The sequence below is a fragment of the Paenibacillus agaridevorans genome (genome assembly GCF_018604145.1).
GTDB lineage: Bacteria > Bacillota > Bacilli > Paenibacillales > Paenibacillaceae > Pristimantibacillus > Pristimantibacillus agaridevorans.
Map to the genome: position 1 here is coordinate 5,737,011 of NZ_CP075889.1, position 24,434 is coordinate 5,761,444.

Below are 24,434 nucleotides of genomic sequence, written 5' to 3' on the forward strand. Positions count from 1 at the left end.
TGCGGTACGGCAAACGAAAAAAGGAACCCCCTTCCACTTTAAAGTGAAAATCGGGTTCCTTGTCGCGTCTATTTATTTGATTTGTAGTCCAGCGGGCTAATTCCGTTATATTTCTTGAACACCTTGGAAAAGTATGTCCGATCCGAATAACCCAGCTTAATGGCGACCATCTCCACCGACTCGCCTTGCTCGAACAATTGCTTGGCAATATCCATCTTGTACCTATGCACATATTCGGTAAAGTTAATGCCTGCAATCTTCTTGAAATAACGCGAAAAGTAGCTCGGATTCAAATATAGATGGTTGGCCAAGGAAACCGAAGACACGTTCTCGGTCAAATGGGTGCCGATATATTCATTGATTTCGTGCAGCCTGGGCTCCTTCATGGCCCCCCCGCGATCTTGCATGCGGCCCAATTTGCCTACATGCTGCTTCGCCAGCAGGAGCGCCTCCCGAGAAGAAATAATATGCGGCAACAGCGCATGCAGATGTTCCTTGTCGTGTTGAATATTCCATTCGTAGTCCAACGACCGCAGCATCTGGGAGAGATGATATACATATAATTGCGGCTTCAGCATGACCGTCCGGGCATAGTGCTCCATTCGCTCCAATACCGCTTCCAACGCGTTCAGATCCTGCTTTTCATTGGCCAGCAGCAGCTCATCCTTATACCTTTTGAACTCCTGATCGTTGACTGTCCATATAGAAGGAGCATCATCGGACAGATGAGATATGGCCCATTCTTTATAATAAAGCGCCTGTTGGGCTTCCATTACTTGTTCATGGGACGTCTTGATTGCGCCGAGTCCATTGAGCTCGCCGCTAATGATGCCTCTCATCTCGATCTTCAGGTAACTTTTGATCTTCTCTCGCAGCCTCTCCAAATAAGTTTCAAATTCCTTACGGATGTTAACGGCCAGGTTTGGCTTATAGTTCAGAATGAATACGAACTTGCCCGCTTGCTCCTGCGGAATAATGAGGACCGGCGCCCAATCGCCAGCCGTTTCTTCCGCAATGTTGTAGAAGGCATAGTGGATCAGGTCCAGATCCTCATAATGATAATGCTCCAGCAGGGAGGCGTAATCGATCGTTCCCGCAGCCAGCATAAAACGCGTCAGTTCCCATCGCATGCCAATCTTCTGCAATAATTGCGACACCTTCTGTTCGTCGAGCTTGCCGCTGAGCTGGCGCCACAATTGTTTTTTGATTTGGTCCTTATGGCGCTCCAGTTCTTCCCTGAAGGATAATTGATCGATACGCTCCCGCGATTCGTCGGCCAATTTGGACGCTTTCCGCAAGCTGCCCATCAATTTCTCCGTCGTTAATTCATATTTGATCAAATAATCATCCGCTTGCAGGTGCATGGCGCTTCTGGCATAACCAAAATCCTCATGGCAGGTGACAAAGATAAGCCGTACGGCGGGGTTGATCTCCCGGACGCGAGCGGCCAGCTCGATTCCGTCTATTTGCGGCATCCCGATATCCGTAATGACTATATCGGGTTCCTTCTCGCGAAATAGTTCAAGCGCCTTGACGCTGGAGAACGCGGTTGCCACAACCTGCAAATGCAAGGACTCCCATTCGATCATCCGTTCCAAATAACGAAGCATCGGCACATCGTCGTCTATAATCATCACTTTTCTCATTCGAATCCCCCCTCTTTGCCATCTTGCAGCGGAATACGCATGGAAACCGTCAAACCTTTATCCGCATTTTCATAGACCCGAATGGAAGAAGATTCGCCGAATGTCAGTTGCAGCCTTCGCAACACATTAGGCAATCCGATACGTTGGTTGGAGGCGGTCGGCTCCTTGACTTTTTCCAGCATGGATTGCAAGCTTGCCAGCGCGGACGCAGGCATCCCTTTGCCATTATCCGCAACATCGATTACAAGGGCATCTCCCGAAACATGGACCTCCACCCGGATCGTCGGATCGGCCGGGAAATCGGGAAGCTTCGAGAATCCGTGAATAATAGCGTTTTCCACCATGGGCTGCAGCATCAGCCTTGGCACCATGAACCCTTTCCATTCTTCGGGAATGTCGATGTGAAATTGAAAGTCCATTTCGGTACGCATCTTCATGATCTGGGTGTAATCGACCAGCAGCCTGCATTCGTCTTCCAGCGCGCTCATTTCATTGACTCGCATATAAGCGCCCAGCAAGTTCATTAATGAGCCAATCTGCCCGCTATGAATCCGATCCCCGCCCAACATAAGGTTGCACTTGACCGAATTCAAGGTATTAAGCAGGAAATGCGGATGAATCTGAGCGAACAAGGCTTGCAGTTCAATGACCCTTTTTTCTTCCTGCTCCTGCTCGATGTTCAAGAGCAGACGATTGATTCTGTCCAGCATATTATTGAAAGCGATCCCGAGAACGGACAGCTCGTCCCTGCCTTTTACCGGGAAACGGACGATGCGATCGCCCTCGCCGAAGTTCTCGGCCACCCGGCGAAGCTTGTCCAGCGGGCGATAGAGCTGCCTCCCGATAAAGATGGAGATGAATATAAATAAAATCAAGCAAATGATGATTAACAGAATATGAATACGAAATACGTAAGTCAGTTCCTTGGTAATTTCTTTGAAAGAGAACCGATAAACCAGCTCCCAGCCCGTTATAGGCACTGTAGACCGAAGCTCTACCTGATTGTTTTGCGCAATCGCGGCCGTTCCCTCCATAACATGGGAGAAAACCTTTACCCCGTTCTCATTGACCAGTTCGATTTGCCCAAAATTGACGGTCGACATCACTTCCTGGAAATAATGATTCGGAATGCCGATAAACAGGGTTCCCAGCCGCTCGCCCGTATATAAATGATTGACGGGACGCATGGCCATATAAAAGGAATCCGATTTCCGCCAGTTGCTTACCTTAAGATCGTCGGCCATCATCCATTGCAAACGGTTGGGGTTCGCGTTGGCAATCCAGTCGGAAACCTCTTTCTCGGCCACCCATGTTTTGAGCGAGCGAAAATCAAGCTCATTATTGTTTCCATATACAATATAACCCTGCTGATTCAGATAAAAAATAGAGGCGTTCATCCCCGTCGTTTTGGAAAATACCAGATCGATATATTCCGAAATCGCCATCAAACTTTCGTAATCCTTTAAGGATTGCAAAACCGATACATCCTTGAAGTTTTTCAGAGATTCAAGAAAGGCCGAGCTTTTGTTAAAGCTGACCAGATTGTTGGAGTAAATAACATCCTCTACCGATTTGGACAAATCGTGGGCAATCATATTGATCACATTATGCTGGGAGGCCTTTACCTTATCCAACGTAATATCTTTGATAACGATGTAGGCAAGCAAGCTCGCGCTGAAAAGGGGGAGCAGGATGAATAAAAGGAAGGATAACTGGATGCGCAAATAAAACGAATATTTATGAAACCACTTCATCATGCCCTGCTCCTCCAAATCGCGCTCATTATAATGTGACGACATGATACCCTTAAAATACATAATAAGGCAACCTTCAAAGGTTACCTTATTATACATTTTCTATAAGAATTCTTTATTACTTGGATTGTTTGATAATTTTGTTGGCTTCCTCTACCATCCATGCTTGCGCGTCCGCAGCCGATGTTTTATCCAGCAAGAACATGCTCAGGCCGTCCTCCAGCACTTTCTTTAATTGGCTGGAATACGCCGTGGAGAAAGTCGGATCGTAAGGGATGTGGACACGGCTGTCGTATACCGTATTTTTGAGGGATTCCACATCGATCAGGTCCTCAAAGCCGCCTGCCATGCTGGAGATGACGAGTTCAGCATCTACGCTTTTGGAACCTGGGAAGTCGGTAATAACGTCCGTCTGTTGCGCCAGGAATTTGATGAAGTCATACGATTCTTTCTTGTGCTTGGAGTTGGCACCGATCGCATTGTAATGGCCGCCTACATAGGAAGAACCGATTTCTACGCTTTCCGAGGAACGCGGCAGCGGCGCAAAGACTGTTTGGAAATCATGCGGATATTTTTCCTTGTCCTTGATCATGCCAACCAGGAAGGAGCCCGCCGGAACCATGGCAGCCTCGCCGTTCAGGTACTCGGATGCATAATGTAGCTTGGATGCAACGACATCGGAGAATGGCTTAACCGATTTGCTGTCTTCCAGCGCACGGCGCATATCGAAGAAGTCTGCAAACACTTTTTCGTCAAATACCGGCGTTTCGTCTTCTTTCAGGTAAGGATGCGGCAATTCGTTATAAGCCGGGAAGTTTGCATATTCGCCCCATGTGTGGAAATAGGTGCCGTATTGCGCGTCCTTGGTCATCTTTTGCGCATACTCGCTGAAGTCATCCCATGTCCAGCCCCAAGTCGGAGCTTCGAGCCCGGCCGCATCCAGAGCTTGTTTGTTAATCGCTACAAGCCACGGCTGCGCCAAATCCTGAATGCCGTATACCTTGCCGTCATAGATCGGATTGATAAAGAACTCGTTCTCCGGTTTAATGCCGTCGGCGCCCAAATATTCGTCGATCGGAGCCAAAATGCCGCGAGCCGCGCGTTCAATCAAGAAATCGACATGCGAGAAAGCGACAACGTCGATGGCATCTCCCGTACCAGCCATAATGTCAAGCTTTTGGTAAAAATCCGTGCTGCTTGCATTCGTAACCAGCTTTACGTATTCCACTTTGACGTTAGGATTCGCTTTCTCGAAGTTGGCGATTTTTTTCATCGTATTTTCTTCGGCCGTTCCATCTTCCCAGCTATAATACTTGATCGTAACGTCTTCCTTCTTTTCGGTTTCCTTGCCACCCTGTTCGTTCGAAGCCGTTTGCTTAGGCGTCTCCGTAGCTGGGCTTCCGTTATTGTTTGGCGAGCTGCATCCTGCTACCAGCGCCAGGCTGAGCATTGCGGTTGCCAACACTTTTACCGTTTTCATTTTTATTTCCTCCCTTTTTGTATGCCAGTCGTTCTTCATTAGTATCTTACAATGCCGTTTACCCGGACACCGTGTACATTCTTTGCATTTACGTGCACTTATTTGACCTTATCCCTTTACTCCGCCTACCGCAATTCCTTTAATGACTTGTTTCTGCAAAATGATAAAGACCAGCAGCAATGGCAAAATAGCCGAGACGGCGGCCATCATGATCGCCGCGTAGCTGGTGCTGTACATTCCCTGGAACGATTGAATGCCTAACGGGACCGTGTACAGCTTGCTGTCTACCAGGAAGATCAGCGGGTTCTGATAGTCGTTCCAGGACCACATAAACTTCAGAATGCCGGCGGTGGCCAAAATCGGCTTTGCCATAGGCAGGACAATCTGCCAGTAAATCCGGAACAGGCCCGCTCCGTCTATTTTGCCTGCTTCGATAAATTCCTGGTTGATGCCTAACATGAATTGCCTCATCAGGAAGGTCAACGGGATCGAAAATGCGGTCATGACAATAAGAGCCGCATGCGTATTGTATAACCCCAGCCATTTAATCAGCACGTAACGAGGCACCAATGTCGATTCCGCGGGAATCATAAAAAAGGTCAGCAGCATAAAAAACACGACGTTTTTGTAACGGAACTTCATTTTGGCGAACGAGAAACCGGCCATCGACGAGAAGACCAGCGTAAGAGCGGTTGTAATCAAAGCGATCTTAATGGAATTCATGTAATAATGTCCAAACGGAACTTTTCCGTACCATACGGTTTGAAAGTTATTGATCAGGTTCCAGTCCGTAGGTATCCATTGGACGGGAAACTTCATAACATCCTTTTCGATTTTGGAGGCTGCCGACAGCATCCAGAGCAGCGGAGAAAGGAACACCAAGGAGAGGAGCCCCATCAACAATGTAACGATAATTTTTGATATTTTTAACTGCGCCATGGACAACACCTTTCCTTAATATTGATTGCGCTGCATTCTGACGGTCAACAAGGTTATAATGCCAATCACGATAAACAGCACCCAGGATAACGTAGCCGCGTATCCCATGCGAAACTTCTGGAACCCTTCTTCATAGAGATAATAGACCAATACATTCGTCGCATTTCGCGGTCCGCCGCCAGTCAGGAAGGCAACCAGGTCAAACACTTTAAATGAATTGATAACCGAGGTGATCGTCAGGAAAAACGTCGTCGTTCCCAGCATCGGGACGGTAATGCGGGTAAACTGCTTCCATTTGTTGGCCCCGTCGATTTCCGCGGCCTCGTACAAATCATCCGGAATAGCGGTCAGGCCCGCCAAGTAAATCACGACATTGTAGCCAATGACCTGCCATACCGCAATAATGATAATGCTCCACAACGCGAAATCCGTGCTTCCCAGCCATTTGGGCGGGTCCATAATCCCGAAAGACATCAGCAGGTTGTTGATAACGCCTTGGGACGGGTGGAACAGGACGGAGAATACGGCGGCTACCGCAACTGTCGTCGCGATATAAGGGATAAAAAATACCACTTTAAAGTATCCTTTGAAGTAAAGAACCGAATGAATGACGACCGCAATAACCATGGCGATTATAATACTGAGAGGCACGGTCGCTGCCGTATACAATAAATTGTTTTTCAGCGTGATATAAAATTTCGATTCCTGAAACAATTGAATATAGTTGTCAAAGCCGACATAGGTAATGCCTTTAAGCCCTGAAACCAGATCCCAGTCGGTGAAGCTTAAATACAGCGAAAAAAACAAAGGAAAAGCTCCCAGTACAACAATACCGATCGTCTCGGGAGCAATAAATAGCCATCCTAGCAACGTTTCTTTCCGAGAACCTGTCCAATATTTTTTTTTCAATGAATCCGATTTGGGCAGCGAGATTCGGGATTGAGAATTCCCTTGCATATTGTTCTCCCCTCATTCTGTTGATGTATGATTATGACCCCATTATAGTACGCCTATGGCAGCCAAAATGCTGACGATTTATACTACAATGTGCACTTTTTTGACCTCAACGTACCTGCAAAACGCCGCCCCTGTCTTCCGTACTCTCGTGCCGGCGTATCGCCGACAAACCAAAAACAAAGGCACAATAGGGAGCTGATGCCCTCCTATTGTGCCTTTTTACAAAAATCGATTTTATTGTTTTTCCAATATACGCAAGAGCACCACTACCGCTTCCGCCCTTGTTGCTTGGGCGTTTGGCGCAAACGTGTTGTTGCCCCGGCCTGTTAGCAGACCCGATTTGCGCAACTCTTCAATAGCAGACTTAGCCCATTGCGGGATGCTGTCATCGTCTGCAAAGCTGCTGCTATCGACATTTGTCGTATTCAAACCAAGCGCTCTAGCGAACATGACGGCCATCTCGGCCCGCGTAATTTGCTGATTCGGACGGAAGGTGCCGTCGGTGTATCCTTGAATAATTCCTCTCTCAATGCCTTGCGCAACCGCTCCTGCGGCCCACGAGCCGATCTGGCCGCTGTCCGCGAATGCAGGCAACGAATCCGCAGCCCCCCACTTGAACAGGTTGGCCAACATCGTGATAAATTCCGCGCGGGTAGTTGCGGCATCGGGCTTAAATACTTGGTCCGGATGCCCCTTTACAATGGCCAGTTCCGCTGCGCGTTTGATAACAGCTTCCGCCCAGTGGCCCGCCACATCCTTGAATTCTACCTTAGGCGTCTCTTCGCCCGGTTCTTCCTGTTCTTCTTCCTCGCCAGGTTGCTCCGGCTCTTCAACAGGTTTCTCCGGTTCTTCGACAGGTGTAGTCGGCTTCTCCGGAATGATGATCGGATCGCTGCCGTTCGTGGTTGCCCTAACGCTCGGGCCATTGGCGCTCCGGTTGCCGGCCTCGTCCACTGCCTCCACCTTAAACGTATAGCTTGTGCCTGCCGACAATCCGGTGACTTGGACGCTTCTGGCATCGCCAGCGGCTTCCTTGCTTCCGCCTGCCCACGATACGACATATTTCGTAACGCCTACGTTGTCTTCTGCCGCTGTCCAGGACACAGTCAGACTAGTTTGCGCAATACCCGACACGGTTGCCGCGCTGTCGTTCGGCCAAGTTGGAGCCAACTCATCGACTGCAGGTGCAGGAATTTCGGAATCCTTGAATGATGCAATAGCTGCCGTCAGGTCATCCGTTGCTTCATCCACCGCTGTTTGCGTCGCGGATGCATTGCCCGCTGTCTCATTTGCGGCAAGGAGCGCAGCGTCCAGTGCTTCAATTGCGGCTTGCAAGTATTTGCCTGGCGTTGCAGCCGCATCGGCAAGGAGTTCTTCCGCCGTCTCGATCGCATGATTTAGATCCGTTTTGTCCACTGGACCGAGTTCATGGGCGCCGATGTCAGGCGCGTTTCCGTAATAAAGCGGCGTACCGTATAGATCCCGCTCGCCCGGATTTGCAATAGGCGTTCCTGCATCAATGGCCGGAGAGCCTGGCTGCAGCTTGAACTTGGCAATGTTGCGATCCCAAATTTTCTGATCCCATGTATCCATAACCTCATCCCTCGCCGCTGGGTTCGTCAGCATCGGATTGCCCGTAACGAGGCTTGCATAGGCTTTCGGACTGCCCGGCAAGCTGGCAGTTGAGGCGGGATAGAACAGATTATGAGACACGTTAGGCGCATCATACCCCGCAGTGAGCGGCGAATATTTTTCCAGCATGCCGTCCACCTGCACGATATTATTTTTAAAGATCATGTTGCTGACGCGTCCCTGATTGCCTTCATTGACCAAATATTTGACCGTATAACCTTCGCCAATATAGATGGTATTGTTATAAATGGCGGTATTCGGTTGCATACAGAAAAAGATTTCCGTGCCTTGACCATCATTTTTACTAATATTGTAGCGGAAAATATTGCCCGCTCCCGCGCTTGTCATCGTCAGCAAAAATCCGCCGCGATTGTGATGGCTGTAGTTGTACTGATAAATATTGTTGGTTACGTTAATGTCGAAATCAAATGCTTCGCCGTCATTGTAGCCGTGAACGCCATCATACACTTCGTTGTATTGGATGACTACCGCGTTCGTCTCATACAACCATAGGCCCGCATAGTTGGTCGAAGACGGATTTTTGCTATGTTTTCTGACGATATTTTTTTCGATCAGACCGCCGGACGATACCTCGGCCATCACGATTCCGTCACCGTACACCTCTTCGATCAAGTTGTTTCTAAACACGATGTCCGTACCTTTTATATTCGTGGTATCCTGGCCGTTGCGATGAATTTTGGTCCGCAGACCTTCGATTGCTACGTCCTTTACATGCGAATTTTCTACCAGAATACGATTAAAGCCGGACGGGATATTCGTCACCTTGCCTTTTTCGTCCACCGTGTCGCCCTTAAACAAAATGCCGCCCGAGAACTTCGCTGCGCCCGTGCCGGAATTGACGTCATGGACGTACACATTGCTGATCGTAATATCATTGACATCGCCCGCTCCGCCTGCGACAACCATAATGCCGGCGCGCAGGGCGTTATTGATTGCTGGCCCCATATTCGTCACTTCCAGATTGCGCAGCTCCCAGCCGGACAGGTTGTACAAATGTACGGCGCCTTCCGCAATCATGTTCCCGGTATCCAGATGAGAGATGCCGTTGCCGTTAATGATCGGTTTGCCGGCCGAAGCTTCGCCGTAAGCATCTACTACGATCGGCGCTTCCGCCGTACCCGAGCCATGCGGTCTGAACTGGCCGTTCCAGATCGAGCCGCGTTTGAACAAAATCGTGCTGCCAACCTTAAATTCAGCCGCATTTAATTTCTCCAGCGACTTCCACGGCGTGGCTTCGCTTATGCCGTCGTTATTGTCATTACCGGCTGCGCTGTCTACATAATAAGTGCCGACCGGCGTATCAACAAGCCTGGTGAACGTATATTCCGCTCTTGTTTCATTTCTTTCGGAATCCGTAGCTACGATCGTCATTTTATTTGTGCCTGTGCGCAGCGGAATGTCGTACAGATCGTTGCCCGTCGAGGTTACGTTTTGCCCATTGACCGATACCGCCAACGTTACATCGACGCTTTCGCTTACCGACTCCGCCTTAATTTCTACATGGGACAAAACATCGGTAAAATAAATTTTTTGGTTCTCGATTCCGTTTACAGTCAAAACCGGCGCCGGCACGCCCTCGGTAATCAATAGTTTGGCCGCATTTGCAAGATCATTTTCTTTGCTGACCATAAAAATGCCCTTCTGGTCATGACCGTTGTCCATCTGCAGTACAAGGTTTATAGTTCCCAGTTGCTGCCCGGGAGCCAATGCAGCCAGCTTGCGATTGATGTATTGCGAAATATCCAAATAGATCGGCTGGTTGTGACCCTTTCTTTCGTAAGTCGCATCGGCGGCCTTATCGCCATTTGCCGGGGCGTTGCCGGAAGTCAAGGTCTGTTCGTTAAACGCCGGCACTTCGTAAATGCCAATGACGTCGCTTGTCCGGTCCGTACCCATCAATTCCTTTGCAAAAAGCTGAATGACCGCTTTTTTGGCATAAGGCTTGGTATTGGCGGACAAGTCGAAAGATAGATACACTTTACGGGTAGTAGGAGTCCCCGATGCCGCCGTTTTTAAGTGTAATCCGCCTTTTTCCGTGGAGCTATTATAGTTCGTATTCGGATACCTGATATCCGTATATACGTCGGCAACGACCGGATAGGCGGTCACTCTCTCGTATTCCACCACAAACACTTGCGAAGCGGATCGATTGCCGGCGGCGTCTACTGCGCTGACCTCGATCACATTGCGTCCTGCAAGCAAAGAAACCGTATTGACGCCCGGAAGGGCAGGAATCGGATCTCCTCCGTTAACGATCAACGAAATTGCCGGATTCGCGTCCACATTGTCAATCGCGTTAACATTAAATGTAAGTTGCTCGCTCGTCACCTGCTGACCGTTCGTCAAGCCGGTCACGGTTACGTTCGGCGGAAGCTTGTCCTCATATTGTTCGTAGATCATCAGATGCGGCGTATATTTCGCATTCTCGCGGTGCTGAGACGCAAAGACCATCCCGGCCTGATCGTCCACAGCCCCGGAATACAGAGCAAGAAACAGCTCCGAAGCGGCGTTTCCGTCGATAAATCGATCTTTTACATTCGTAATATCGATTTCGACCCAAGTGCCGTTAAGCGAGCCGCCAAAGCTCTGCCCGCCCAACAAAACCTTGTTGTCGCCCATTAAAGGATCCGTGTTATTCCATGTCCAGTTTTCTTCGCTGATGCCTGGATTATCGGTACTGAATACGTTGATCGTGTCCTGATTGCGGGTTCCGAAACGATCCGCCACATACAGAACGAGCATAACCTTCTCCACATCGGCCCAATTTACGGCGTCCGGCCCCGGCATATTAAATTGCAGATGGCTTCTGCGGCTGGCGCTGGCGTTGGCGGACCATTTCACTTCCAGCCTTTCTTTGCTGCTCGCTCCTCCGCTAACCGTTAAGTCTGCATAGTCGCCACCGCGCACCGCTGCGCCATACGCGGAATCAACGCGAATTGGCTCGCTCACGGCAGCCTCGCCTTCCGGCAGCTCATCGGCATAAACCTGCGGAGCCTGCACGAAAGAAAAAATCTGGAGAACGAGCATTGCGATTAACGCAAGGAGTAATGGTTTTCGCATCTTCTTCAACCCTATCATCCCTTCATCATCATCATTATTTTTATCTCTTGCATCCTTGCATCACTTGCATCCTTGCATCTGCGTTTGGACCTACTTCATTTGCAACTCATTCCACTTCGCTTCATTTTTGACGATGGCCGCTTGGCTCACCGCCTGGTCGATCTGCTGCTCGAATCGTTCCTCCTTGACCGCATCCTCGATCAACAGCTTGACTTCATCGAGCGTCCCGCCTTCTCCCCGGCTCCTTTCTGTACAAAGTACAACAAAGTGCTGGTTGCCGTATGACATCACTTCACTTGTTTGATTGGGGCTTAATTGATACGCTTGATCCTTCAGCATCATCCCCAAATCCGATGAATTCTCATCTTTTCCTTCCTGTTTGCCATACTGTTTTTCCTGGATCCGCAAGGAATGTAAGCGTTTGTATTTTGACAAAAGCTGATCGGCCGGAATGCCGTTTCGAATGTCCTCTGCCAGCTCGTAAGCCGCATCCTGTTCCTCTTCCGTATTGTCGCCCGTCCAGCTCACCTGCCATGCCGTTAATTCGTCGGGCGCTTGAAACAGCTGTCTGTTGGCCTCATAACGCTCCAGCAATACTTCTTCTGGAACCGCCTTCAATTTTGCTTTATATTGATTTTTGGCCTCCAGCACCAGCTTGCCGTGAAACAGCATGTATTCCTGAAGCGGGCTCAGACTCTCCGCTCCGTATATACTCTTTTCCGTTTTGCGCATCGCCTGCTGCACATCCTGGAATTCGGCGCTTTTGATCAGACGATACCCGGCGGCCACTTGCTGCTCCGCCTTGATCCGTACAAGCTTGTCCAGCGCATTGCTGCGGGCAACTTCAATCGGCACCTCGTCGCCGTAAGCCGTTCCCCAAAAGTCGCCGCCATACTCCGCACCGTACTGTCTGGCAAAATAGCTCGCCGTCGCCGCCTTTTCATCCTGAAGGAACAGCTCGAACTCCTCTTGATCTACGGGAATGCCATCAACCGACAGCAGTGCCGGTCCAGGAGCTTCGTCCTTTCCGTTTGCCATCTTGGCAATGCCAAAAATCAATAATATCGTTCCGATCATAACAATGGATAGTCCGACTTTCAGATAAGGGTGCCTGTTAAGCTTCACCCTGCGTATCCCCACTTACAATCCCCCCTCCCTTGTTGAAAATAACCAAAGTCTCCGGACCGGACACTGCCTGGAGAATCCCTATGATTCCAATCATATCCCTTGCAATCGGGCTTTATTGTGCGTTATTTTGATTTGCTTGTGCAGTTTTTTTACACGTTCTCGAAACTATGCGCAGAAAACTCGGGAACGACCAAGGCGAAACGGCGGCGCCATCCTTTGGAGGCGTCGAGCGTTTCGTTCCGAGCACTCCCTGCCTATCGGACATAAATGACGTTATTCCTCGATTTTTACGTTTTCGAAAATCTAATGGACATACACGACATTATTGGCATCATCCGCGCGCCCAATGGCTTCATTACGACACAATAGTGTTTTTCTGAGGCCGTCGATTCATTGTGGACGGCAGCGCAGTTAAGTAAAGGCTGATCGTAAACGGACACCACAGTTGCTATTTCGCAAAAATGGGGCCAGTTCAAATTGTAACGGACACTGACGACCTTACTTCCGTCAAAACCACATAGAATGGGCGGAAATGCACCAATTAGCGTCATCTGAGTCCGTTAGATTTTCAATATCGTGAAAATGCTACAAATAGAGTCTCTGAGGTCCGTTAGCGAAAGCAGAACGTTTCAGCTCAGTTACTCACAATGATTCGACAGCCCCATAGATGACGCTATTGGCATCATCATCGCGCAAATTGGCACAATTACGACTCAATAGTGTTTTTCTGAGGCCATCGATTCATTGTGTGTAACTGGAAAAGAAGCTGCATCCAATCATCGCTAACGTGTTAACGGAAGTGAGGGCCCTTATATGGATCGTTTGGCGTGATATTAAAATCTAACGGAACTCCGCGACGTTATTCGTGAGAAATCCAGGCAAAACGAGGACTTTTGCCCATCATAAGGGCTGTCAGTTCCATTAGATTTGCGAAGTGCCGCTTTTTGCTGCAATAACGCCTTTCATTTCCGTTACAGTTGATCCCGTTCATTTCTTGCCGGACACTTGCCCGCAATTTCACCTTTGCACAATGAATAGACAGCTTCTTTCTGTCTGTTAGATATTGTTTGAGGTTACAATCGGACAAATAGCATCTTCTGGTGTCTGTTAGATTTTTCAACAACCTTTTGTTCTCAAGTCTTGGCGTCGCATCATTTCCTTTGCAAAACAAATAGGCCCATGCGCGATTGCATGGGCCTTCTTATTTCCTTTATTCCAGCTGTATCGTCATAAATGACGATGAGCTGCTATTTAAAGCAGGCAGGAGCCTTGAGGCGGCGTAATATCTCGGTGTTTTGCCTTGGTGTTTTGCCTCGGTGTTATGTCTTGGTGTTATGCCTTGGTGTTATGCCTTGGTATTAGATCCCAGGCTTCTGCTGACGCTCCATGCCGATCCACACCAGGCCGAGCGCGATGCAAATGCCGCCGCCGAGTTGCAGCATCGTCACCTGCTCATTAAACATAATATAGCCGACAACGACGGCGGATGCAGGGACGATGTATCGGAAGAAGTTCGCGCGAGCGGCGCCGATCTTGAACATGCAGGCGTTCCAGACGACGAAGGCGAACAGCGTGCAAATCAGAATATTATAACCGATCGCCGCGTAATGTCCTGCGCCGAGGCTTGCCCACTCCACCTTGCTCCAGCTCCCAAGCGTCAGCGGGAACATAAACAAAGCTCCGAACAGGATAAACCACGCGCTTACGCGCAACGCGGAATACTGTTTCATCAGCGGCATGCAGGCAAGATTAAACAGCGCGCCGATTATGCTGACTCCCAGGGCGAGCAAATTGCCGATCATATGCTCCGAAGACAGATCGAGTCCGTCTCCTCCGCCCGTAATGATGAGCACGACGCCGACGGCCGCGGCCGCTCCCCCGACCGCCAGCCTGCTCGTAAATTTTTCTTTAACAAACAGAGGCGCGAGCAGCGCCGCGAAAATCGGCCAAGGCGCCACATTGAGCAGCGACGCATTGGCCAACGTCGTGTACTTTATGGAATACATCACCGCAATCTCAAGCACCGTAACTCCGATAAGTCCGATCACTGCGAGCTTTAGCGCCGCTTTCCACGTAATGCCGACGCTGCCCTCCCTGAGCTTTAGAAGCAAGAAAAAGAAGGGAATCGCGCCTCCGAACCGGATAAACGTAAACAATATCGGATCGAACGTCTCCATCGCCGAGCGCGAAACGCCGAAGTTGGCTCCCCAAATAATCGATACTAAACCAAGACCCACGTAGTAAATCCATTTTCTGTCCATCTTGCGTCATCAACCCGCCCCGTTGCCCTCTAAGTTCCACTTTACATATTGAAGGATAACGCGACAATATTCAATATTAATTTTCACCGCCCGAATCCCGAGAATCCGCAAACTCTGCGCGCAGCCGAACCGAGACTGTCGTTCCCGCTCCAAGGCGGGAGGAAATCGCGAGTCCGTACCCCTCGCCCGCGTACAGCTTGATCCGCTCGTTGACGTTGTACAAGCCGTAGGAGCTTCCGTTGCCGGCAGGATCGCCGGCACCCGTCCGTTCTTCCGTCAAAAGACGGCGCGTCAGCTCCTCGTCCATGCCGATGCCGTTGTCCGAAACGGCGAAGACGAGATCCTCCCCCTCCGCCCGTGCCGTAATGATAATACGCCCCTTGCGATCCTTTGCCTTGCGGATGCCGTGCAGCAGCGCATTTTCAACGATCGGCTGCAGGATGAGCTTGGGCATCCGATACTCTTCCAGCCCCTTGCCAGCGTCCACCTCGAAGTCAAACGAGCCGAGGAAACGGCTTTGCTGAATTTCGAGATACACTTCGGCGAGCCTCAGTTCGTCCGTCGCGCTGACGACGCTCTTGCCCTTGTTTAAGCTGAGCCGGAAATATTTCGCCAGACTGTCAATCATCCCGCTGATATCCGTCGCTCCCTTGCCGATGGCAATCCAGTTGATCGTATCCAGCGTGTTGTACAAGAAATGTGGATTGATCTGCGCCTGCAGTGCCTGTAGTTGAGCTTCGCGCTCGCGCAGCTCGGCGGAATATTTTTCTTCGACAAGCGTGCGCACCCGAAGGATGAGATGATCGACGCTCCGCTCCAGCATATGAAAATCGCCGCTAACCGCCGGCAGCTCATGCAAACCCTCTACGCTCTCCTTGCCTTCCTTCTCTTCCTTCCGAATGACCGTTATCACTTGATTGACGCGCCGATTCATGCCTCGCACGATGATGGCCAGCAACACGAACGGCAGAATAAGGAACAAGGCGACGTATTCGATAAGCGAACGACGTTCGGACTGCCTTGTCAGTTTGACGGTAGCAGGCGACAACTGGGACTCCGAGCCCTGAGCCACCAGCTTCCAGCCCGTCGGCGGCAGAGTCGTGTACAGCACGTCATGCCTCTCGTTGTCCAGCCGGATCGACGCCGTTCCTTCCGGGCCCGCGCCAATAACGTCCTGTACCGCCGGATCTACCTGCGTTCCGATCCGCAACGGATCGGAATGATACACGACGGAACCATCGGGCGCGACGAGGTAGACCTCTGTGCCAGGGGAGAATTGCAGCTCGGACAGAATGTTGGACACCAGGCTCTGCTTGACATCGATCATAAGCACGCCGGACACCTTATCGTAATCGCCGGGATCCCGCAGCATGCGCGCTGCCGACAGTATAGTCTCGTCATCCTCCCCGAGAAAAGCTTCCTGGTAGACGCCCGTCCAAACGATGCCGCCGTTGCCCGCAATGATGGAGTCGAACCAGGGCCTGCCCATCAAGCTGTCCAGCGCAAAGAAATTGACACGTTCGCCCGCGTACAGCTTGGACTTGTCCACAAACAAACGAACCCGGAACACGTCGGAGTTGGATTGCACCGTCTCTACCAAATAACGCAGATCCTCGATGACCCTAATCTGTGTGCCAATCGACTCGTCGTCCGAACTGATGGACAAATAAGAGTGCAAGTTCGCGTTCATGAGCGCGGCGTTGCTAATATCTTCGATGCGTTCCAGCCGATAAGAAAGATTGCTGCCCGCCTGGTTAAGCGCCTGACCCATCGTACGAACGACCTCGTTCTTCAATATGGTGGCGGAACGTTCGTAATAGCCGTACAGGAACACGCCCGCCGGAAGCACGATAAGCAGCAAGTACGCGACAAGCCAAGGGCGCGGGATCGAGAATCGGCGAAAGGAGATCGATCTCTCCAGTGGCTCCAGCAGTCGTTTAACGGCGTTAACCGCTTTACGCATGGCCATCCCTGTAGGCGCTTGGCGTGACGCCCGTCACCTTCTTGAACAGCTTCGTGAAGTAGCTGGGGTCGGTGTAGCCGATGGCGTGACATATGTCGTAGAACTTATACTGCGGATCTCGCAGCAACTCCTTCGCTTTATCCACGCGCACCTGCGTCAAATATTCGCCGATCGTACCGCCGGTCTCTTGCTTGAACAGGAGGCTGACATAGGTCGAGGACAAGTAGACCGCCTTGCCGATGTCGGCTACGGTTAGGCCGACTTCCGCATAATGCTGATCGATGTACGCTCGCACGCGCTCCACGACATTTGCCGTCTTGCCCAATCTTTTTTCCCGGATTCTGCCCAGCGCGGCGAACAGATACTCTTCTATTAATTGATGCATATCCCCGAGCGTCTCCTTCGCGTACAACGCTTCCGTCAGCTCCGTCTCCATCGCCTCCAGCTCGGAATCCGCCGCTCCAAGCTCCATAACGTGCTGCCCGACCGCAAGCACGAGCTGCAGACACAAATTGCGTCCATACTTAAGTCCGTCCGGGCGTCCATGGGACATGCTGGCAAAAATTCGTTTAACAGCTTCGCTCAGCTTCTCCGCATCATCGGCCTTAAGCGCGGATATCAGCTTTTCATTTAACTCGTAATCGTATTTGGGCAAGGAGGAGCCGTCCCCCTGCGCTGCACTCTCCAAACTATCCATCGTAATGATTCTATTTTTGCCAAGATACCACTTGTAGTCGGCGGCTTCGCGGGCCTGCTTGTAGGCCAAAGCCAGACCGCTCAAGCCGGCGGCCATATCTCCGATGCCGATCGTGACGCCGATCTTAAGCCAACGCTCCAGATTGGAGCGAAGATCGCCGGCCAGCGCGAACAACGCCTCAGCGGTGTCCGACATCGAGTTGCCGCCATGCTCGGGGCGCAGCACGCCGATGAACTCGCCTCCCCGGCGTTCGAAGGCGTAGCCCCGCATATACGTCCCCAGCAGCTCCTGATAGATGTTAAGCACAGAATACCACAACAATTGGCGGTCCCTCTCGGATCGACTGGCCATGACGTCGGCAAGATCGTCGACGGAGACGACCATGACCCAATAGGGAGACTCCACGGGCAGTTCCAGCCCGAGGAAGGAGATTCGCTCCTCCAATTCCGTCTTGGGCGCGCCTTCCTCGATTAGGGAGAGCAGGAACTTCTCGCGAAGGAGCGGCATGCCCTCCTTGAGCTTGACCAGCAGTTCCTCCTTATTTCGACGCTCGGTGCGCTCCGCGTCCAAGTCTGTCACGACGCGCTTGATGACCGCGTTAAGCTCCTGCAGATTAACCGGCTTAAAGATATAGTCGACGGCGCTCACCTTCATCGCCGACTTTAAATAATCGGCGTCGTCATGACCGCTGACGAACACGATTTTGACATCCGGATATTCCGCAGATATGCGCTGAGACATCGTGATGCCGTCCAAATTCGGCATCCGGACATCCGTCAAAATAAGATCGGGAGTCTGGCGGGCGATCATCTCCAGCGCGACGTCGCCGTCGTCCGCTTCTCCCACCACTTCTATGCCGTAAGCTGTCCAGTCGAAATACATCCGCAAGCCCGCCCTGACCGTCGGCTCGTCGTCTACAATGAGCAAGGAATACATCGCCGCGCCCTCCTTATCTGCATGCTGAATGCCCCTTAATCATAACATCCCCGTGGCCATATCGGCGTAACCGGATATGTCGCTGCTTCGCGCCTATAATCTTCCTTAGATAGAAGGAAGCGACTGACGATCTCATGACCGCCGTCGCTTCTACTTTCATTGCACTACTATTTTGCTAATGTTGCGTACCATTCGTTAACTTCCTTGGAGCTGGCTTCTCCGCCTGCCTCCATATATTTTTTCTGGAAATCCTCGAGGCCGTCAATGGATTCCGCGCCTGCGATCAGCTTGACCGTATAGTCGCCGATCATCGTGTTGAGCTGCTGGTTGTTTTTGGCATATTGCTGCATGTATGGCGCCAATCCCAGCAAGTTCGTTACTTTCGCTTCGGCCGGCTGCTGGTTGTTCAAGAAGTCAAACGCCTCGAACATAACAGGGTTTTTGCGAACGCGAGCTTGCCAGTACTGCGGATAATTCGTCTCGTCCGTGCCCGCCATGAAGTTGTTCGCCAGATTGCGCTCGTCCGTAAAGATCGGCTGGATCGGCTCGTAAGCGCCGTCCACAACCTTGTAGTGCGTGCCCTCTACGCCGATCGCCATGTTCTTGAACGTCTCCGGCTCCAGGCTGGCATTGATCCACTTAATGGCTTCCTCCGGATGCTTGGAGGACTTCGGAATGTAGGAAAGTCGGTCGAAGCCGGCATTCGCCGCGAATCCGAATTCGCCGTTCGGCCCTTTGAGCGGTGGGACAAAAGCAAATGTCGCTTCGGGCTTCGTCTTCGCCAAGGATTCGGACAACGCGGGAATATCCGCCCAGTGTACGACGATCGCGCCGGCTACGCCGCTCGCGAACTTCTCCTTGGCCGTGGCATCCTTGTTCGCGACGAATTCGCGGTCGATCAATCCGTTTTTGTACAAGCTGCCGGTATAGGCTACATAGTCCTTGTACGAAGGGTCAAGCACGCGAGGGACGAGCTGCCCGTCGACATCGTTCCATGCATTCGGCATCCCGAATGCGCCTACGATATTGTCGATGATGGATTGATCGCCTTTGATCGTAAGCGGTACGTTGCGATCGCCGTTGCCGCCGGGATCCTTTTCCTTGAATTGCGTCAGCACGTTCGTCAGCTCATCGGTTGTCGTCGGCATCGACAGGCCCAGCTTCTCGAGCCAGTCCGTCCGGATCAGAATGGAGCTGTTGATTTCGTAAGTGACGGTTGTCGGAATGGCGTACAGCTTGCCGTTTACCTTCAACGCCTCGATGGACTCAGGCTTCAGCGCCGCCTTGATATTGGGGCCGAATTCTTCGATGAGCGGACCCAGATCGACAAGCGCGCCTTTCTGGGCATAGTCGGAATACAGCGCCATATCGCTGTAGGACGTTACGATGTCGTAAGCCTCTCCCGAAGACATAATAAGGTTAAGCTTCTCCGCCCATTTGTCCTGCGGGAGCATATCTGTTTGCATTTTATAACCCGTGTTCTCCTCCAGCAGCTTCGCTACCGGATAAACGTTGTAATCCTCGCCCGCCCAGACGTTCAGACGTTTTAGACCTGGCTTCGGTCCCTCCGGCTTGGCTGTCGCTTCGCTGCCGGTTTTTGGGGCATTCGTGGAACCGGACTCGTTGTTGGCGGTGCCGTTATTTCCCGAGCATGCCGCCATTACCGAGACCAGCAGCGCAGACATGGCGATTGTCGAAATCAGCTTAAATGGTTTTGTCATAGTGAGACCCTCCTGCTTGTATTGTAATCTATATCATTAATTTTCCACAGAAGCCCGCCCGCCGCCGCATCGCCGCGCCCCGGTACCTGGATTCGCTTGCGTTCGGCGCGAGCCAGCCCGTGAGAAAAGTTAATGCAAGGTTTTCCATCAACCCTTGACGGAGCCGATAAGCACGCCTTTGATAAAATATTTCTGCAAGAAAGGGTAAACCAGCAAAATCGGAATGGTGGACGCGATGACGGTAGCCGACCGAACGCCTTCCGCCGGCACGTTCATGAGATCGTCGGCCGTCTTGTCGAGCGCCGAGGATGTGTCCGCATTCATGACGATGTCTTGCAGGTACAACTGCAGCGGCTTGAGCGACGTGCTGTTGATGTACAGCATCGGGTGGAAATAATCGTTCCAGTAATACACGGCGTAAAAAAGTCCGATGGTCGCGAGCACGGGACCGCTGAGCGGCAAAATGATTCGGAACAGGATCGTCAGGTTGCGAGCCCCTTCGAGCTTGGCGGACTCCTCCAGGCTGGCGGGCAAGTTTTCGAAGTAGCTCTTGATCACCAGCATGTTGAATACGCTAATCAGAGCGGGCAAAATCAGCGAGCCCAGATTGTTGATCAGGCCCAGCTCGCGGACGAGCAAGTAGTTCGGAATAATGCCGCCGTTGAACATCATGGTGAAGATGAACAGGACGATGATGAAGCCCATGCCGGGCAGCTCCCGCTTCGACAGCGGGTATGCCGTCAGCGCCGTGATAAGCAGCGAGCCGAGCGTGCCTGCCACTGTGATGATCACGGAGATCCAGAGCGAATTCAAAAACTGGGAGCTCGTGACGACGAATTCCATCGTGTCGAGCTGGAATCCAACGGGGAAAATCCCGACCTGGCCCGACATAATCGCCCATTCCTCGCTGACCGACTTGGAGAAGACATTAACGAAGGGGAGCAGCGTGATCAATCCCATCGCGATCAGCACGATGTAGATGGTGCCGTCGAGCATATAGTCTTTTGCTGTTTTTCTGTACATGAACGTCCCTCCTTACCAAATACTGCGACCTATAAATTTGCGGCTGAGCATGTTGCCGATTATGATCAGCAGAAACCCTACCGCGGAGTTGAACAGACCGACCGCCGTGCTGAAGCTGTAGTCCTGCTGGCCGAGACCCATCCGGTACACGAAGGTGCCGATGACGTCCCCCGTCTCGTAGACGAGCGGATTGTACATCGTCAGTATCTGCTCCGTGCCTGCCTCCAGGAGGCTGCCGATTCGCAAGATAAACATCAGGACGATCGTGGGCAGCATGCCCGGCAGCGAGATCGACCACATCTGTCTGATGCGCCCCGCTCCGTCGATGGCCGCGGCTTCGTATTGCTCCTGCTCGATGCCCGCGAGGGCGGCGATAAAGACGATGGCATTCCAGCCCATCTCCTTCCAGCCTGCGGTAAACACGACCAAGCTGCGGAACAAGCTGTTGCTCGTAAAAAACGAGATCGGCTCTCCGCCGAAGGATCGAATGATTTCGTTGACAATGCCGCCCGACGGCGACAGGATGTTGATAAATAACCCCGAGATAATGACCCAAGAGAGGAAATGCGGCAAATAGATGATCGTCTGGATCGTCCGCTTAAAGAACATGCGCCGCACTTCGTTGAGCATTAGCGCGATGACGATAGGGATCGGGAACAGAATGGTAATTTTGTACAAGCTGATAAGCAGCGTGTTGGTCAGTACTTGCAGGAATTCGTCGGATTGCAGCAGCCTCTCGAATTGAGCCAGCCCGACCCATTCGCTGCCGGATATGCCGCCGAAGATGTTGAAGTCCTGGAAGGCGATGATGATGCCGTACATCGGCGCGTATTTGAACAAGAATAAAAAAATCAAACCCGGTATGAGCAGCATATACATATCCATATTGCCGCGGATCAGCTTCAGGCGCCGTCTCCCGGTCCCCAGCGAAACACCTTCTCCTCCGCGAGGTTTGCTCATGTTCTCCACCTACTTTTCTCTGTCTTGATCCTTATTGTAGAGGCTGGGGACGGGGGCGAGTAGCGGACGATCCTTTTATTTCTGGTCTAATCCGACACAGTTTGCTTAATAGACCAGAGAAGCGTTCCGGAATGTATTTGGCGGTCTGACGAGAACAAAATATCACCTGATGGTGATTCGAGTACTCTAAACATCCAATCACTTACTGCCTATCGGACAAAAAGAGGCTGTCGATTCATTGAGTGCAAAACTGGAAATGAAGCTGCAATTCATCATCGCCAACCTGTTAACGGAAACGAGGGCCCTTATATGGATCTTTTGGCGTGATTTTAAAATCTAATGGAACTCTGAGACGTTATTAGTGTGAAATCTAGGCCAAACGCGGACTTTTGCCCATCATAAGAGCTGTCAGTTCCATTAGATTTGCGAAGTGCGGCTTTTTACTGAAATAACGTCTCTCATTTCCGTTACAGTTGCTCCCGTTCATTTCTTACCGGACATTTGCCCGCAATTTCACCTTTACACCATTTATCGACAGCCTCATACACGACCTTATTGGCATCACCACAACGCAAATTGACGCCCTTACGACCCAATAGTTGCTACCCTGTCCGTTAGATTTGTTTGAGGTTAAAAAATCGGACAATAGCATCGCTGCTGTCTGTTAGACTTTTCAACCTTTTGTTCACAAGTCTGGCAGTTGCATAATTACCTAAACAAAAAAACGCAAAGCCGTCGGCCCTGCGTTTTTTTCTATACTTTACTTTCCCCGCTATTGAGGCGAAGCCAGCCCTCTTGATTGTTGCCAGTCTTGATGACGCCGCACCCCAAGAACGATTGTATGTGCTACTGAATATCCTGCAAGCGAAATATGCAGCCACACCCTCTCACTTTTGTGCGCGCCCGCTCGCCGCTCCCTGCTCCCGGAACTCGGCAAGGCGGACGGACTCGCCGTCGCGAAGACGGGAGTGTTCCGCCGCAAAGGCGATGAGATGGCTCTGGAGCGATGCGGTTGCAGACGTTAGTCCCTGCGACGGATTGCGGTCGAAGCTCCGCACGTCTCGCAGAAACGCGGCTACCATCCGCTCGTCGCCGCCGCCATGCCCGTCGCCTTCGACGCTGCAGCGATGTTCGATGCGTTCGTCCGTCGCGTAGCGATATAAAACGAACGAGCCCTTGTCCATGTCGCCGATAATCTCGCCTGCCGTGCCCATGATCTGTACGCGGCGAGTTCCGCTCTCGGTAAGCCCGGACATAATAAACGACGCGTTCGCCCCGTTCTCGAAGGCCATGTTGACGACCTGATGGTCCACGACGTTGTTGTCGCAGCGATAAACGCAACGCCCGAACGGACCATCCTTCAACGCCGCAATGATTCCTTCCTGAGTAGGGTCGTCCGTCATATACCTCGCCCACTCATGCGTCGGCTGCCGCAGGTATAGCTTCAGCGCCGAGAACGCGCAATCCCGCTCTACCGCGCAGCCTTCCATGCAACGTTCCGTCGAACCCGCCGGCGCGTTCTCCGCCCTGAAGTGCAGCAACGAGCCGTAGGAGCTAACATTCGTGCATGGCTGTCCCATCATCCACGAGACGAGATCGAGATCATGGCACGACTTCGCGAGAATCATCGGGCTCGTCTCCTCCGCCTTGCGCCAGTTGCCCCGCACGTAGCTGTGCGTCATATGGCGGTAGCCGACATTCTCCGTCAGCTGGATCGTTCCCACAGTGCCGAGTTCCCCCTCGTCGATGCACCTCTTGATGCCCGACCAGAAAGGCGAATATCGCAGCACATGCGTCACGACGAGCAGCCGCCGCAAGCGAGGCCTCTTCCAGCCGAATGCACTCCTCCATGGAGGGCGACATCGGCTTCTCGAGCATGACGTGGTACCCCAGCTCCATGGCCTTCATGGCCGGCTCGTAATGCATGCGGTCCAGCGTGCATATGATCATCACGTCCGCGATTCGCCCCTCGTCGAACGCGCGCTCCCAGCTCGTGTACGTTCGCTCGGGAGCAATACCGTGAAGCGCGGCAAATGAGCTTCTGCGTTCCGCGTCCGGCTCGGCCACGGCAACGATTCGGAGTTCGTTCGGATATTTCTCCGCGTATGGCCCGTAAATGTATCTTCCCCTGCTGCCCGCTCCGAGCAGGACGGCTGTTAATGGTTTCATCTGTTCTGTTCTCCTCCTCGCAAACCCTCGTCTGTATTTTCATTGTAGAACCGCCGGGGGACCCGAGAAAGAGATCGTTGCTTACTT

Annotated in this window: 13 protein-coding genes and 1 pseudogene; all 14 read right to left on the reverse strand. The window is 51.7% G+C overall.

Translation table 11 applies throughout. The annotated features are described in order from the left end of the window. Positions 1 to 68: 68 nt before the first annotated feature. The 14 genes and pseudogenes from KJW29_RS23015 to KJW29_RS23080 all read right to left on the reverse strand — a co-directional run bounded on the left by KJW29_RS23015 (position 69) and on the right by KJW29_RS23080 (position 24,347). Positions 69 to 1,646, reverse strand: coding sequence for a response regulator (locus KJW29_RS23015; protein ID WP_214626367.1), 1,578 nt, complete (start codon positions 1,644 to 1,646; stop codon positions 69 to 71). Beyond that, on the reverse strand, positions 1,643 to 3,403 hold the full coding sequence (locus KJW29_RS23020) for a sensor histidine kinase (protein ID WP_214626368.1): 1,761 nt from the start codon (positions 3,401 to 3,403) through the stop codon (positions 1,643 to 1,645). Before KJW29_RS23020 ends, KJW29_RS23015 begins: the two co-directional genes overlap by 4 nt. A 115-nt stretch (positions 3,404 to 3,518) precedes the next feature. Next, the gene (locus KJW29_RS23025) at positions 3,519 to 4,880 is read right to left on the reverse strand and encodes an ABC transporter substrate-binding protein (protein ID WP_214626369.1); all 1,362 of its coding nucleotides are present in this window, start codon (positions 4,878 to 4,880) and stop codon (positions 3,519 to 3,521) included. Between the two features lie 108 nt (positions 4,881 to 4,988). Continuing rightward, the gene (locus KJW29_RS23030; RefSeq protein WP_087567404.1) at positions 4,989 to 5,819 is read right to left on the reverse strand and encodes a carbohydrate ABC transporter permease; all 831 of its coding nucleotides are present in this window, start codon (positions 5,817 to 5,819) and stop codon (positions 4,989 to 4,991) included. A gap of 15 nt (positions 5,820 to 5,834) precedes the next feature. Continuing rightward, positions 5,835 to 6,776 carry a carbohydrate ABC transporter permease gene (locus tag KJW29_RS23035; protein ID WP_214626370.1) on the reverse strand — a complete coding sequence of 314 codons (942 nt, stop codon included), beginning with the start codon at positions 6,774 to 6,776 and terminating at the stop codon, positions 5,835 to 5,837. Positions 6,777 to 7,010: 234 nt separating this feature from the next. After that, the gene (locus KJW29_RS23040; protein WP_214626371.1) at positions 7,011 to 11,489 is read right to left on the reverse strand and encodes an S-layer homology domain-containing protein; all 4,479 of its coding nucleotides are present in this window, start codon (positions 11,487 to 11,489) and stop codon (positions 7,011 to 7,013) included. Positions 11,490 to 11,579: 90 nt separating this feature from the next. Next, positions 11,580 to 12,629, reverse strand: a complete 1,050-nt coding sequence (locus KJW29_RS23045) for a hypothetical protein (protein ID WP_214626372.1) — start codon at positions 12,627 to 12,629, stop codon at positions 11,580 to 11,582. A 1,346-nt stretch (positions 12,630 to 13,975) separates the two neighbouring features. Next, a complete protein-coding gene (locus KJW29_RS23050; protein ID WP_214626373.1) occupies positions 13,976 to 14,878 on the reverse strand; it encodes a DMT family transporter in 903 nt (300 codons plus the stop codon). A gap of 76 nt (positions 14,879 to 14,954) precedes the next feature. Further along, complete coding sequence (locus KJW29_RS23055) at positions 14,955 to 16,847, reverse strand: cache domain-containing sensor histidine kinase (RefSeq protein ID WP_246608343.1); 1,893 nt, start codon at positions 16,845 to 16,847, stop codon at positions 14,955 to 14,957. Further along, positions 16,834 to 18,474, reverse strand: a complete 1,641-nt coding sequence (locus KJW29_RS23060) for a response regulator (RefSeq protein ID WP_214626374.1) — start codon at positions 18,472 to 18,474, stop codon at positions 16,834 to 16,836. Before KJW29_RS23060 ends, KJW29_RS23055 begins: the two co-directional genes overlap by 14 nt. 167 nt (positions 18,475 to 18,641) lie before the next feature. Next, positions 18,642 to 20,195, reverse strand: a complete 1,554-nt coding sequence (locus KJW29_RS23065; protein ID WP_214626375.1) for an extracellular solute-binding protein — start codon at positions 20,193 to 20,195, stop codon at positions 18,642 to 18,644. Positions 20,196 to 20,342: 147 nt separating this feature from the next. Then, positions 20,343 to 21,218: a carbohydrate ABC transporter permease gene (locus KJW29_RS23070; RefSeq protein ID WP_087567411.1), complete on the reverse strand. Its 876-nt coding sequence runs from the start codon at positions 21,216 to 21,218 to the stop codon at positions 20,343 to 20,345. 12 nt (positions 21,219 to 21,230) lie between these two features. Next, a complete protein-coding gene (locus KJW29_RS23075) occupies positions 21,231 to 22,178 on the reverse strand; it encodes an ABC transporter permease (RefSeq protein WP_214626376.1) in 948 nt (315 codons plus the stop codon). Between the two features lie 887 nt (positions 22,179 to 23,065). After that, positions 23,066 to 24,347, reverse strand: a pseudogene (locus KJW29_RS23080) (Gfo/Idh/MocA family protein). Positions 24,348 to 24,434: the final 87 nt, after the last annotated feature.

Bases quoted from the DNA above. Each gene is read 5' to 3' on its own strand.
- KJW29_RS23015 (WP_214626367.1), bottom strand. From the start codon at position 1,646: ATGAGAAAAGTGATGATTATAGACGACGATGTGCCGATGCTTCGTTAT.
- KJW29_RS23020 (WP_214626368.1), bottom strand. From the start codon at position 3,403: ATGATGAAGTGGTTTCATAAATATTCGTTTTATTTGCGCATCCAGTTA.
- KJW29_RS23025 (WP_214626369.1), bottom strand. From the start codon at position 4,880: ATGAAAACGGTAAAAGTGTTGGCAACCGCAATGCTCAGCCTGGCGCTG.
- KJW29_RS23030 (WP_087567404.1), bottom strand. From the start codon at position 5,819: ATGGCGCAGTTAAAAATATCAAAAATTATCGTTACATTGTTGATGGGG.
- KJW29_RS23035 (WP_214626370.1), bottom strand. From the start codon at position 6,776: ATGCAAGGGAATTCTCAATCCCGAATCTCGCTGCCCAAATCGGATTCA.
- KJW29_RS23040 (WP_214626371.1), bottom strand. From the start codon at position 11,489: ATGCGAAAACCATTACTCCTTGCGTTAATCGCAATGCTCGTTCTCCAG.
- KJW29_RS23050 (WP_214626373.1), bottom strand. From the start codon at position 14,878: ATGGACAGAAAATGGATTTACTACGTGGGTCTTGGTTTAGTATCGATT.
- KJW29_RS23055 (WP_246608343.1), bottom strand. From the start codon at position 16,847: ATGGCCATGCGTAAAGCGGTTAACGCCGTTAAACGACTGCTGGAGCCA.
- KJW29_RS23060 (WP_214626374.1), bottom strand. From the start codon at position 18,474: ATGTATTCCTTGCTCATTGTAGACGACGAGCCGACGGTCAGGGCGGGC.
- KJW29_RS23065 (WP_214626375.1), bottom strand. From the start codon at position 20,195: ATGACAAAACCATTTAAGCTGATTTCGACAATCGCCATGTCTGCGCTG.
- KJW29_RS23070 (WP_087567411.1), bottom strand. From the start codon at position 21,218: ATGTACAGAAAAACAGCAAAAGACTATATGCTCGACGGCACCATCTAC.
- KJW29_RS23075 (WP_214626376.1), bottom strand. From the start codon at position 22,178: ATGAGCAAACCTCGCGGAGGAGAAGGTGTTTCGCTGGGGACCGGGAGA.